Source organism: Peribacillus sp. NJ11 (assembly GCF_030348405.1).
Taxonomy (GTDB): domain Bacteria; phylum Bacillota; class Bacilli; order Bacillales; family DSM-1321; genus Peribacillus.
The window spans coordinates 4,771,018-4,784,858 of the sequence record NZ_JAUCFO010000001.1 but is presented as its reverse complement, the minus strand read 5'-3'; the positions used below and the strand labels follow the sequence as shown (position 1 = coordinate 4,784,858).

Sequence of the window (13,841 nt, the reverse complement as noted above, 5' to 3'; positions counted from 1 at the left end):
CGAACATTGTATTTGGCCCTGTTGCAGCAATTGTAGGTATGGCTTATCTTATAAAAAAATTTATTGACTTAAAAGAATTGATTAAAATGACGCATATCCCGACACAGGAAATCGTGAGGATGGAATACATTAACTTTAAGTCTTTCAATATAATAATTCCCGCAATTACTATTAGTGAATCTATAATAAAAATAACTATTCCAGGATTAGTTGCTGTGGATTTTGAGATTAATAGTGCTAGCAAATCCACTCCACCGGGGCTAATATGTTGTCTCAGCATAAAACCAACACCAATCCCAATCGTCATTCCACCGATAATGGCACTCGTTATGATCGGTAGATGAACCAAACCGTTTAAAGGTGTTAGCCAATCAATAATGGTTGAAGTAAAAGCTAACCCAAGTAGGGCATTAAAGAAATAAGACTTATCGTATAGAAGAGATAGAAGGTATATGGGAATGTTGATTATGATCATGGTATGCCCAATCTGAATACCCCAAACATATTTGATTAACAAACTTATTCCAAATATCCCGCCATTTAATAGATGAATGGGGATTATAAACAGGTTAAGACCAATTCCAATACAAAAACTTGAAAAAAGCAGAGTAACAAACTTTTTCATAAAAATATTCCCCTTGTCCAAATCATTATCTTAAAATATATGAGAGGAATTTAAATATATACTTGGCTGATTGGAAATTACGATTGCTATTTGTATATTGTTGGCTTTGTTTTTCAGATGATATGCTGAGTTCAGCAGGATTAAAATAAAGGCCGTCACCTTGAGGCCATGTAATCAGGGCAAAAATAAGAGACACTCATAAAAAGTGTCCCTTATTCAGTAATTATATGTCTTAATGGGGCAAGTCCGTAAATAAGAGGATTTATTAAACCTTGGAAACTAGGTTAGGTTTAACTTTGCTTATTCAAGCTGATTTTTTTTGATAGACGATTTGTGATGGTATCTTCTTGTGGTGAAGTTCGCCGTATGAAAAAGGCCAGTATGAACGCAACTATGGTTAACCATGTAGCTATCATGAATGCATCATCTACTCCCATTACGCTTCCTTGTTTAATGGCCATGGTCATTTGAGATGTATTTTCTGGTGATATGTTTCTTTGAGTTAAAATTTCCTGTACATGTTTCGTTCCCTGATTTGTCATGACAGACACAAAAAATGCCATGCCAACGGCACCTGCCACCATTCTCAACGTATTGACCATGGCTGTTCCATATTTATTCAGGCTAAGTGCCAATTCATTTAATCCAGCTGTGAAGATAGGCATCATCAGTATCGACATGCCGAACATTCTAATGGTATATACCCACACCACATAAGAATAAGACGTATCTGTTTCAAGCCGTGTTAAAAGATAGGTTGTAATAATAGTGATGGCAAGTCCGCTTACCGCAAGCCATCTCGCACCAAATCGATCAAACAGCTTACCTGTGATAGGAGACATGATTCCCATTAAAATACCGCCAGGCAATAGCATGAGACCGGATTCCATCGGAGTGAACCCACGGATATTCTGCATATAGATTGGCATGATGATCATTCCAGAGAACATACCCATAGTCGCGATGATGTTGATGATTGTCGTTAATGTGAACATCCGGTAACGAAAAATTCTAAATTCCAGAATAGGATGCTTTACAGTAAATTGCCTCCAGACAAATAAAGCTAAACTGATTCCTCCAACAAGGAACATTGTCAGGACTTCGAAACTGCCCCAGCCCTTGGTACCGCCTGTAGCAAATCCGTATAGAACTCCGCCAAATCCGATAGTGGATAGAATTACACCCGTTTTATCGAGTTTGGGTCTGCTAGTATTCCCTACTTTTTTAATGATGAAAATTGCAAATATGAAGTCAAGAAGGGCAAATGGGAAAATGATGAAAAACAGAACCCGCCAGGAATAGTTTTGTATGATCCATCCTGATAACGTCGGTCCCACGGCTGGTGCAAAATTCATGGCGATACCAAATATACCCATTGCGAAACCGCGTCTGTTAGGAGGGAATAAAGTGAAAATTACATTTGTAATCAAAGGGAATAAAATCCCTGCACCTGCAGCTTGAACCACACGTCCGATCAATAAGACGGAGAAGCTAGGGGCAACTCCACATAGAAAAGTTCCTAAAGCAAAGAGTCCCATCGAAGCAAGATATAATTGCCTTGTGTTGAATCGTTCCATTAAGAAAGCTGTAATCGGTATGACAATCCCATTGACAAGTAAAAAGATAGTTGTAAGCCAATTAGCTGTTGCAGCTGATATTTCAAAATGATTCATTAATTGTGGCAATGCGATATTGATTAGAGTCTGATTTAAGAAAGCGACGAGAGCACCAGCCAGCATCACTGCAAACATGGGGCCTGTACGAACTTTAGTGATTGCTGTTTTATCGTGATTCATTATTATGGCACGTCCTTTTTGTTGAGTTAGTACATATTGTATTTCCTGCTATATTTTCAAGTATTAGACGCTAATGCGACTTCACTAAGTTTTACAACCAATATACACCATCTTAAGGTGTATAACCTCCATTACGGCTTTTGAAGGTGTTTTTTCTTTTTTTCACAACTCACAGGGACAATATTTAAGGGTGTATTCTTTTGGATGTTGTTAAGAAAATATCAGGAAATAAAGGTGATAAATCAGAGGAGTGATACGATTTTTATTTCGCTGCAGTAACGGTTCGAAAGCTCATTTAAAAGTCCGTTCAATTCGGGCAAAGTCATGGAAAACGAATCAAAAGAATTATTTCAACAATCTAAACACATTCTAACATATTTACTGAAAAATAATTAATTGGTAAGAAGGCGTGATTAAAATCATGCCTTTTAACGCATTTTGGAAGATTACCATACGGAAATAGTTAGTAACGATAAAATTATAGACGTGATTGGTACAAAAAACTATGCTAAATTTTTAGAATGTGATATTGGCGCTAATCTATTTAGAATATTAAAGATTGCTTTCGATGCAAACGACCAACAAGGTCAATCTGACCGTTCATCGGGCAAAATAGGTCATGCCAAATCATTGGCATGACCTATTTGTAGCCTTATAAAAAAGGTGGGATTCAACTCAAAACGGGTATCCACTAATCAACAATTTCAAACAATGCTCAATTATATAAAAGAACTTTGTCCGGTTTACTAAAAAGCGCGATTACACATTTCCCACATACTATTCACTTAGTAAAACTTCTAATTTTATTTGGGTCCTGCAAATCGGAAAATGGATTATTCAAAGTTGCTCCCCGGACCTTTCTGCTTCAATCAATGGATTTAACATTTCCCTACAATTAAAACATAAGATTTTCTTGTTATCTAACAGAATACCGTTCAGAAAACCAGCCGTGCAATATACATCGTGACCACAGTGCACACAAGAGCCAACTAGTTCATCCATCGATACATCCCCCTATAGGATAATGGTTTATAGTTTGGCGTGCTATTTTGAATAAAGGTAAAGCCCAAAATCTTGCATAACGGAAGTGTGCCCCATTTGCCGCAACATGGTAGCTATATTGCCTCGATGATATGATCCGTGAGTGACAACGTGTAATACCGACTCGGAAATAGAAGTTTCAAGCAAACCTGCATACGGGTTATCCACCACAATTACCTTATCCATATCTTCTTGACTGTTCAGAAGTGCTTTGTTTCTTTCAGATAAGTCTAGGAATATTTTTTTCATTTCCTCAATACTTTTCTTTTCCACCACTTCTTTTAATTGATCAGAAGCCGCCATTGCTTCATTCATACTATTACCTGAGATAATGTCAAACCAAGCGTAATCTGTGAGATAAATGTGAGACAACACTTTTGATACCGAAGAAAAACCACTCTGAATATCCTTATGATAAATGTGCTGTGGAAGTTCTTTTAAACGATCAATGATAACGCCATTTGCCCACACGTGGTAGTTGTACATTTTTAAAACTGGTTCGGGGTGTGTCATATAAAAAACCTCCACTTCTCTTTTTTTTCGTATTGAACAATTTATGCCTGAATAACAAAAAAAATTCAGGTGAAAGTATATTAATCTGGTTTTTCTATTTTATATACAACAATCCTTAGGTAAGGGGATGAAGTTACTTCATACTTCCCCCCTGCTGAAATCGCGAATATACATGTTTAGAAAAGAGATAATACGAGCTACGAGCATTCTGATTATAAAATGAATAGTTTTTGCCATATATAGGTATTATTTCTTGCAGGAAATTAGCTCCTTATATCGAACTGATAGTAAAGGAGATGGTAATATGAATCTGAGAATTAAATATAGGCTTTATATCCATGCTGACGGAAAACTTATTCCAGAGAAGTATGACCGATATGAGATACTGAACGTCAGAGAAGGTATAGATCCTAATGATACTAAGGATTACCAAGAGCTTATTAAAAAATTGGGAAAGTCGATTAATCGGCCTGAGAATGAATTTGAAATTAAAAACTATGAATCAATGTAAGTGCATCCTTTCGGGGATGCTTTTTATTTGGAGTAAGAGAGGTGAATCTGGGAATTTGAACTTTACAAAGAGACAAAAAAACGTTTCAAATTTATATCATTGTGATTCAAATTGTATACAGTGAGATTTGGAGTAAAAGATCCTCTTAAAAGTCCTTATATTTTCTACTTCTTTTTAACCCCATTTCTTTCAACATCTCTAGAGCCTGAAATAAAGTATTGCTAACTTAGAGGCTTTAAATACATAAGTTCTTATTAGTTGCATACTTCCGAAAATGTCCATTGTGATTATCTAGTTGCAATTCTTCATCAGAAATTGTGTAAAAGCGTAGAATTTCTCTCTCGTTTATATGCTTAGGAATTCTATAAAAATACTCCCTTTCTTGGACGGGGCAGGTCGGATTCATCCATTTATTTTCCGATGAGCTTCCCATATTGAGTAAACGAGGAGAGAAAAGGTTCACCAATACGCTTACCGTATAAAAACTCTGTTTAGCAAATAAATCCAATACCTGCTGCGCCATTGCAAATTGGTACTATAAATGAACCATTCGAAGTAGACTCCGTCTGTCTCACCTTTTGGAGAAAAAAGGGGAAGGAAATGTCATCGTTATAACAAGAAAACGGTCTTTTATATTTTAGTATTTTGTATTTTTTTTAACCTGTTTGATGTTTTTTTTATGCGCATTTTTGGTGTTACCATTGCAAATTAAAGAGAACACATTATTATATTATCTCTTACTTAGCTTGATGGCGGATGTGGTAGGACACCGTATATAAATTAATAAAATATTCCTATTAAACATTAGTGTAATATGTGAATTTTATAAAACGAAGAGTTAAGATTCTCATTTAATTGTTTATTTCATCAGCATCTCTTATAAAAGAAGAACTAGCCATTAGCTAGTTCAATTTCATATCAAAACTTCTACTATATCTTTCGTCTAAACCATACATAAACATTTGTCCTGCGCATATAGGTCAGACTTTTTGAACGGGAACTTGAATTTCAAAGGTAATCTCGTTTGGTTTATCAGTGATTGTAATATCAACATGCATAATTTGCAGCGCATCGCCGATAATTTGATAACCACCTTCATCAAGATAATCAATTATTTTACTCAAGCTTTCACTTCGGTTCCATAATAATTCTCCATTATAACGGATACACGCAAACAACCCAGCAGGAATGATTTTTTGGTATTGCTTTGGTATTTTTTCTTTACTTTTTGCCACAACAAAAATGACTGATGGTTCTTCAAAACGTTTAGATTTAAGATCTGCTTCCTGGATGAGAATTCCTAGTCTGTTACTAGCCAGAATCGGTGACTTTTCTGCAAGCATATTTTCTAGCCTTATAACTCCATAACAGAGCTCTATATTATTATTGATTTTTTCATTCAATGTAATTAATTTTCTGCGTTCTATGTTGTGCAACATGACCGTTTGTAGTTCTTTTTCTCTTGATATATGATCCAAATATACAATCTTTTTCTGGATATTTTCTTCCAAGTCGGTTAATTCATTAAGCTTTGAAACAAGTTCTGCGTGCTTAACTTTAAGAATGTCTAAAGACTTACGGAAATTACGTTCATTGAAATAATCCTTTATTTCGTCCGTACTCATTCCAAGTTGCCGTAATTCTTTAATGGTTCCTAAAACCTCGTACTGGAAAATAGAATAGTAGCGATATCCCGAATGTGAATCGATATATTTCGGCTTGAATAAATTAATCCGATCATAATGGCGCAAGGTCTCCGTAGTCATCCCTCGTAACTTAGCCATCTCACCAATAGTTAATTTTTCTTTCAGATAAATCGCCCCCTTAAAAAATATAATACAGGTGTTGACCTTTGTGTTACAACAACCTTTATAATCAAAATACACAATTATTGAAATCTTCTGAGTATTCTTTAAAAATGTGGGGGAGCTGATTATGAAACGGAAAAAACTTGCTAGAACACTTACTTTATCACAGGTTGTTTTTTTAGGGATTGCTTGGAATAACCCCATGGTATTTTTTAATACCTATGGAATAGCTAGCGTAACCTCACATGGTGTAATTACGGGTGCTTATAGTATTGCATTTCTAGCAATATTTTTTACAGCGCTCAGCTATGGAAAGATGGCAAAGGCATACCCTATCTCTGGTTCAGCCTATACATTTACCCAAAAATCTATTAATCCTAAAGTTGGGTTTGTTGTTGGTTGGACAATTTTGCTTGATTATATGTTAACGCCTATGGTGACGTGTTTGATGTCCACTGTCTTTTTAAGTGCAGTGTTTCCAGGGATTCCGCATTTTGTGTGGATTATTCTTTTAACTACTATCATAGTTGTACCGAGCATACTAGGGGTAAAGACATCAGCATCCGCAAGTAAAATTTTCGTTATTGCTCAAATCATTTTCGTTTGTTTTTTCTGGATATTAACCGTCAAAAATTTATTAGATGGAGTAGGGACAGGCACTCTTTTCTCGAGTAAACCATTCTTCAATTCAGAGGTTCCCTTTTCAGTAATCTTAGCAGGATCTTCAATTCTTTGTTTTAGTTTTCTTGGTTTTGACTCACTTACTACCTTGTCAGAGGAAACAATCAATCCTGAAAAAACTATCCCAAGAGCTATTATCATAATGTTGCTGTTTATAGGAGTTTTGTATATTGGCTCTTCCTACTTAGCACAATTGGTCTATCCGGGTTTTTCATTTGAAAACACTGATTCAGCAGCCATGGAAATCGCTATACTAGTTGGAGGAAACCTATTCAAATCATTATTTATAACTGCAGTAATTATTGGTAACTTTTCTTCAGGAGTTGCTTCAATTACAAGCGCATCACGTGTGTTATATGCAATGGGCCGGGATTCTGTATTGCCTAAACAATTTGGTTATATTCATCCCAAATTTAAAACACCGTCACACGGTATTATCGTGATAGGGATAATTTCTTTACTAGGTGTCGTATTAACTCTGGAGCAAGTCATCAAGTTTATCAATTTTGGAGGGCTCATTGCTTTTACATCTGTTAATCTTTCTGTCATCGCCCATTATTTTATAAGAAGTCAGAAACGTTCTTTTAACGACTGCATAAGTTATTTATTTTTACCGCTCATGGGCGCAGCATTTACTATGTGGTTATGGTCACATCTAGAAATGGAGGCATTGATCCTTGGAGGCATCTGGGTGGTATGTGGCTTAGCATATCTTCTTTATATGACAAAATTTTTTCACAATCCCCTTCCTGAGTTTCATTTTGAAGAAGAGATAATCCCTCAAAAGGTAGAGGAAATATAATCTGTTATTCCGCTAAAAAGGTGTAAGTATAAGTAACTTAAGGAGGTGTGAATACATTGAAAACACAGAAATATGAAAGCGCTATCTATTTCTGAATGTAAGATCTCTAAAGTAAGAATAATGAACTGGGGGTTTTATCAAATTGCATAAGTTGAAAATGTTTATAAACGGTAAGTGGATGGATTCTTTAAGTAAACAGAAGAGTAATGTTGTAAACCCCGCAAACGGTGAGATCATTGCAGAGGCACCCAGCGGAAATGCAGAAGATGCCAAGATGGCCATTGATGCAGCACGACTAGCATTTGATTCTGGGATTTGGTCGGACTTACCGGCTTCGGAGCGGGCTTCGTACTTATTTAAAATAGCGGAAAAGATTGAAGAAAACGCCTCGGAGCTTAGCCAACTTGAAACAGCAAATACCGGAAAACCTCTTAAAGAGTCAGAGTTTGACATTGCTGACGCAGCGGATTGTTTTCGCTACTATGGCGGTTTAGTCACAAAACCGGATGGACAAACATATCCCGTTTCCGCTCCAGTACAGGCGATGGTTGTTCGAGAGCCGGTAGGGGTATGCGGACTGATAGCTCCGTGGAATTTTCCTTTGCTTACGGGAGCTTGGAAAATCGCCCCTGCCCTTGCAGCAGGAAATACATTGGTGTTTAAACCATCCGAGGTAACGCCGAATACCACTGTTAAATTATTTGAGATTATTAAAGAGGTTGGCATACCAGATGGCGTTGCCAATCTCGTGATGGGTGTTGGGGGAACCGTAGGAAATGAGATAGCGGAAAGTGATAAAGTCGATATGGTTTCATTCACTGGCAGCACCTCAACGGGCAGAAGCATCATGAAAACAGCTGCAGGAAATATTAAGAACATTGCACTCGAACTTGGCGGCAAGTCACCTAATATCATTTTCGCCGATACAGATTTTGAGACAGCAGTGGATTATGCTTTATATGGGATTTTTGTAAACGCCGGTCAAATTTGTAATGCAGGATCGCGTTTGCTGCTTGAAGAGAGCATTCACGATCAGTTTATCGATAGACTGATAGAGAAAGCGAAAAAGATCCGAGTCGGTCCTGGTGATAAACCGTCTACAGAAATGGGCGCCCTTGTCAGTGAAGAACATATGAATAAGGTACTTAAATATATTCAACTTGGCATAGAAGAAGGGGCAAAATTAGCCTGCGGCGGCAAGCGTATTACAAGCAATGGGCTGGAAAATGGTTATTTTGTTGAGCCGACGATATTTGTTGATACCAAACCTGACATGAGAATTGTTCAGGAAGAAATATTCGGGCCAGTCCTTACCGTTCAAAAGTTTAAGGACGAAGTGGAAGCCATCCAGATTGCCAATGATACGCGATATGGCCTCGCAGCAGGTGTATTTACACAAGATGGTGCGAAGGCTTTAAGAGTGATTAAGAAAATAAGAGCCGGAATTACATGGATTAATGCCTATAATCTTGCCTACAATGAAGCCCCGTGGGGAGGCTATAAGCAGAGCGGAATTGGCCGTGGATTAGGAACTTTTGGTTTAGAAGAGTTCAGTGAGGTAAAACAAATCAACATTAATCTAGAAGTGGAGCCAACCAAGTGGTTTGATCATTAAAAATTGATAAGTAGAGATAAGCGAGTAAAAGAGAGTGAATCATTGTCCGATATTTACGCTATTTGAAAAATTGAAAGGGGAAATTAATTATGCTATGGGATTTTAATTTCAATCTACCTACATCTATAGAGTTCGGGAACGGAAAAGTTAAAAATATTGGGAAAAGGGCAAAAGAGCTAGGTGGAAAAAAGGCTCTTCTTATTACTGATAAGGGACTGGCGCAAACTGGGATTTTACAAAAGGTTATAAATTCGTTAGATCAAGAAGGGGTCAATTATATTGTCTTTGATAATATCACTCCTAATCCGAAAGATGTAGACTGCCAAAGAGCCTATCAACAATTTAAAGACGAGAAAATAGATCTATTGATTGGTCTTGGGGGCGGCAGTTCAATGGATTCAGCAAAAGCAATCGGTACACTTTTAACACATGGAGGAGAACTTAAAAATCGTTACGGTGTAAATTTACTAGAGCGAGAAATAACTCCACTCATATGTATCCCCACAACTTCAGGTACTGGTAGTGAGGTTACAACAGGCTCTGTTATTACAGATACAGTTACAAAACAAAAAGAGGCTATACTTGATATTAAATTGGCTCCAAAATTGGCAATTTTGGATCCTGAATTAACTCTAACTCTTCCGAAATCTATAACTGCTGCTACAGGAATGGATGCACTTACACATGCTATAGAAGCTTATACTTGCAATGTTGCCGAACCAATTTCAGATGCTCTCAGCCTTTATGCAATTGAATTAATTGCTAAGTATCTTCCTTTAGCTGTGGAAAATGGCAATAACTTAGAGGCACGGAAAAATATGCTCGTAGCCAGTTTAATTGCAGGTATAGCATTTGATAACTCGGATCTTGGTGCAGTACATGCTATGGCTGAACCACTTGGAGGACTTTATGATACTCCGCATGGAGTTGCGAATTCCATTTTTCTTCCACATGTGTTTGAGTTTAATATTCCATCAAACCCCGAGAAGCATGCCATTGTTGCTACAAAGCTTGGAGCATATAGAGGAGGTAAAACAATAGAAGAAACGGCCCATGAAGGTGTTGTATTGTTAAAAGAGCTTGCAAGAAAAATTGGCATTCCTAACTTTCGAGATCTGAGTAATGTCAGACCTGAAGATTTCCCTTTCCTAGCTGAAGGGGCAGCGGTTCATTTGTGTACACAGACTAATTCACGGGAATTGACACGCGAAGATTATTTGGAATTATTTAAAAACACATATGAAGTGAAAAACACAACATTAATTTAAGATTGATAATCATGTAAACGGTTCCTGGAAATATAGGAGCTAATTTCAAAATCTTCAATTATAGAGCAAAGATCTAAATTGACTCAATACTAAATGAATGTGGAACAAAATTTTTTGAATTGGTGGCCAGCTTGATAGGAGTTTTAATTCGGTGGCCACCATGGTTTACAGAAAGCATGCGTATGACCAAACCTGTTACAGATCATTATTAGCTATTTATGGATATGAGATTGCTAAAGGGAAGAATAACGAACTGGAGGTTTTCCAAATTGCATAAGTTGAAAATGTTTATTAACGGTGAATGGATGGATTCTTTAAGTAAACAAAAGAGTAATGTTGTAAACCCCGCAAACGGCAAGATCATTGCAGAGGCACCCAGCGGAAATGCAGAAGATGCAAAGATGGCCATTGATGCAGCACGACTGGCATTTGATTCTGGGATTTGGTCGGACTTACCGGCTTCTGAGCGGGCTGCCTACTTATTTAAAATAGCGGAAAAGATTGAAGAAAACGCCTCGGAGCTTAGCCAACTTGAAACAGCAAATACCGGAAAACCTCTTAAAGAGTCAGAGTTTGACATTGCTGACGCAGCAGATTGTTTTCGCTACTATGGCGGTTTAGTCACAAAACCGGATGGCCAAACATATCCCGTTTCCGCTCCAGTACAGGCCATGGTTGTTCGAGAGCCGGTAGGGGTATGCGGACTGATAGCTCCGTGGAATTTTCCTTTGCTGACGGGAGCTTGGAAAATCGCCCCTGCCCTTGCAGCAGGAAATACGATTGTATTTAAACCAGCAGGGGTAACTCCGGTTACCACTACCAAATTGTTTGAGATTATCAAAGAAGTTGGCATACCAGATGGTGTTGCCAATCTAGTGATGGGCGGTGGAGGAACCGTAGGAAATGAAATAGCGGAAAGCGATAAAGTCGATATGGTTTCATTCACTGGGAGCACATCAACGGGCAGAAGCATCATGAAAACAGCAGCTGGAAATATTAAAAACATTGCACTCGAATTAGGCGGCAAGTCACCTAACATCGTTTTCGCCGACGCAGACTTTGAGACAGCAGTCGATTATGCTTTATATGGGATTTTTGTAAACGCCGGTCAAGTTTGTAATGCAGGATCGCGTTTGCTGCTTGAAGAGAGCATTCACGACGAGTTTATCAATAGACTGATAGAGAAAGCAAAAAAGATCCGAGTCGGTCCTGGTGATAAACCGTCTACAGAAATGGGCGCACTTGTTAGTGAAGAACATATGAATGAGGTACTTAAATATATTCAACTTGGCATAGAAGAAGGGGCGAAATTAGCCTGTGGCGGCAAGCGTATCACAAGCGATGGGCTGGAAAATGGTTATTTTGTTGAGCCGACGATATTTGTCGATACCAAACCTGACATGAGAATTGTTCAGGAAGAAATATTCGGGCCAGTCCTTACCGTTCAAAAGTTTAAGGACGAAGCGGAAGCCATCCAGCTTGCCAATGATACGCCATATGGCCTTGCAGCTGGTGTATTTTCACAAGATGGTGCTAAGGCTTTAAGAGTGATTAAGAAAATAAGAGCCGGAATTACATGGATTAATGCCTATAATCTAGCCTACAATGAAGCGCCGTGGGGAGGCTATAAGCAGAGCGGAATTGGCCGTGGATTAGGAACTTTTGGTTTAGATGAGTTCAGTGAGGTAAAACAAATCAACATTAATCTAGAAGTGGAGCCAACCAAGTGGTTTGATCATTAAAAATTGAGAAGTAGAGATAAATGAGTAAAAGAGAGTGAGTATGCACACCTCGAAAAAATGTATGACTAATAATAGAGGAAGCATTTTTTTGAAATTCGCAAATATTTTAATTTCAAATATTATTTCTGAAGATGGGCTGGAACAGATTCCTAAGTGTTTATTTTACGAGTAAAAAGCCAGTTCATCAAGATTTGTCTTATTTAAAACCTAAATAAGACAAGAATAATATTTTACTGATATGAATTTATATTCCCTGTGCTCCTTTCTCTGTGGCGTTTACTAAGGAGTTTCGAGTAATCAGAAAATATGTTGGTTCCTGGTAGTCATTATTGATAACACTATTCAGTTTTACCTAGTTTTATAGGATGGCATGAAGCTTGCATCTATATTATTTTCGAAGAACGTAATACAAGTGGGAGGAAAAGTTCATGTCGAATAATAAAAAACAACATCTTAATTTACCTTTTACCGGAATCTGTACTTTCGGGAAATATCCCGTATGTCCTGATTTAGACCAGTTAGACGCAGATGTTGCTGTCATTGGAGTTCCAAATGATATGGGAACACAATGGAAGTCAGGCGCAAGAATGGGTCCAAGGGGAATTCGTGAAGGCTCTACATTATATAGTTTCGGGTTAGATGGTGCCTATGATATTGAAAATGATATCATGTATCTTGGCCCGAAATGGAAAGTCGTTGATTGCGGCGATGTGGACATGGTACATGGGGATATGATGCAATCCCATGATAATACGGAAGGAGCCATTCGAAAAATAGTTTCAAAAGGTGCAATGCCGGTTGTATTAGGTGGAGATCATTCCATTACAATTCCAGTAGGAAAGGGCTTGGGTGAACTCGGGCCATTTCATGTGATCCAGATTGATGCACATTTAGACTGGGCAGATCACCGTTCAGGAATGCGGGTTGGACATGGAAGCTGCATCCGCCGCTTATCGGAAATGAATCATGTTCAAAAGATTTTCCAATTGGGCATTCGTGGAATCAGCAGCAGTAAAAAAGAAGATGTCGATGCTGCCAGAGAATACGGAAGTGTCATCTTGTCTCCCCGCCAAATGAGAAAGATGGGATTTGAACAGGTTCTGGAACTTATTCCAGCAGGTGAAAAATATTATATTACCATGGACATTGATGGTCTCGACCCATCGATCGCCCCTGCGACAGGCACACCTTCTCCTGGAGGCCTGCTTTATGATGAAGTCAATGAATTACTCCATGGAATTGCAAAAAGAGGAGAAGTAATCGGTTTTGATATGGTAGAAGTAGCTACTCCTTACGACCATGCTGGAATAACTGGACAAGTAGCAGCGCGTCTCTCATTAGACTTGCTTAGTTATGTTTTGAAAGAAAAAGAGAAAAACCAGGATATAATCAGCGATCATCAAGAGCAGAACTTCATAAAGAAGCATTAGTCTATTAAA

General features: G+C 37.9%; 11 protein-coding genes. 6 read left to right on the top strand and 5 right to left on the bottom strand.

What is annotated here, in order from left to right; all coding sequences use genetic code 11:
• Positions 1–43: 43 nt before the first annotated feature.
• The 4 genes from QUF86_RS23345 to QUF86_RS23330 form a co-directional block, all read right to left on the bottom strand.
• The gene (locus QUF86_RS23345) at positions 44–625 is read right to left on the bottom strand and encodes a YitT family protein (protein ID WP_289335843.1); all 582 of its coding nucleotides are present in this window, start codon (positions 623–625) and stop codon (positions 44–46) included.
• A gap of 290 nt (positions 626–915) precedes the next feature.
• A complete protein-coding gene (locus QUF86_RS23340) occupies positions 916–2,421 on the bottom strand; it encodes a DHA2 family efflux MFS transporter permease subunit (RefSeq protein ID WP_289316997.1) in 1,506 nt (501 codons plus the stop codon).
• An 837-nt stretch (positions 2,422–3,258) separates the two neighbouring features.
• Positions 3,259–3,423, bottom strand: a complete 165-nt coding sequence (locus QUF86_RS23335) for a hypothetical protein (protein WP_289335842.1) — start codon at positions 3,421–3,423, stop codon at positions 3,259–3,261.
• Positions 3,424–3,465: 42 nt separating this feature from the next.
• Complete coding sequence (locus tag QUF86_RS23330; protein ID WP_289316995.1) at positions 3,466–3,975, bottom strand: DinB family protein; 510 nt, start codon at positions 3,973–3,975, stop codon at positions 3,466–3,468.
• A 304-nt stretch (positions 3,976–4,279) separates the two neighbouring features.
• On the opposite strand from QUF86_RS23330, the gene QUF86_RS23325 reads away from it, so the two are divergent.
• Positions 4,280–4,486, top strand: a complete 207-nt coding sequence (locus tag QUF86_RS23325; RefSeq protein WP_289316994.1) for a hypothetical protein — start codon at positions 4,280–4,282, stop codon at positions 4,484–4,486.
• Positions 4,487–5,466: 980 nt separating this feature from the next.
• Here the strand turns inward: QUF86_RS23325 and QUF86_RS23320 are convergent.
• Positions 5,467–6,372: a MerR family transcriptional regulator gene (locus tag QUF86_RS23320; protein ID WP_289316993.1), complete on the bottom strand. Its 906-nt coding sequence runs from the start codon at positions 6,370–6,372 to the stop codon at positions 5,467–5,469.
• A 49-nt stretch (positions 6,373–6,421) separates the two neighbouring features.
• Here QUF86_RS23320 and QUF86_RS23315 point away from each other — a divergent pair, with 49 nt between their 5' ends.
• The 5 genes from QUF86_RS23315 (at position 6,422) to speB (ending at position 13,832) form a co-directional block, all read left to right on the top strand.
• A complete protein-coding gene (locus tag QUF86_RS23315; RefSeq protein WP_289335841.1) occupies positions 6,422–7,777 on the top strand; it encodes an APC family permease in 1,356 nt (451 codons plus the stop codon).
• Between the two features lie 142 nt (positions 7,778–7,919).
• Positions 7,920–9,392 (top strand): aldehyde dehydrogenase family protein, encoded by a 1,473-nt coding sequence (locus QUF86_RS23310; protein WP_289335840.1) that lies wholly within the window; start codon positions 7,920–7,922, stop codon positions 9,390–9,392.
• Between the two features lie 89 nt (positions 9,393–9,481).
• Positions 9,482–10,660 carry an iron-containing alcohol dehydrogenase gene (locus tag QUF86_RS23305; protein ID WP_289335839.1) on the top strand — a complete coding sequence of 393 codons (1,179 nt, stop codon included), beginning with the start codon at positions 9,482–9,484 and terminating at the stop codon, positions 10,658–10,660.
• A 269-nt stretch (positions 10,661–10,929) separates the two neighbouring features.
• The gene (locus tag QUF86_RS23300) at positions 10,930–12,402 is read left to right on the top strand and encodes an aldehyde dehydrogenase family protein (protein WP_289335838.1); all 1,473 of its coding nucleotides are present in this window, start codon (positions 10,930–10,932) and stop codon (positions 12,400–12,402) included.
• A gap of 428 nt (positions 12,403–12,830) precedes the next feature.
• Positions 12,831–13,832, top strand: a complete 1,002-nt coding sequence (gene speB / locus QUF86_RS23295; protein WP_289335837.1) for an agmatinase — start codon at positions 12,831–12,833, stop codon at positions 13,830–13,832.
• The last annotated feature ends 9 nt before the right edge of the window (positions 13,833–13,841 follow it).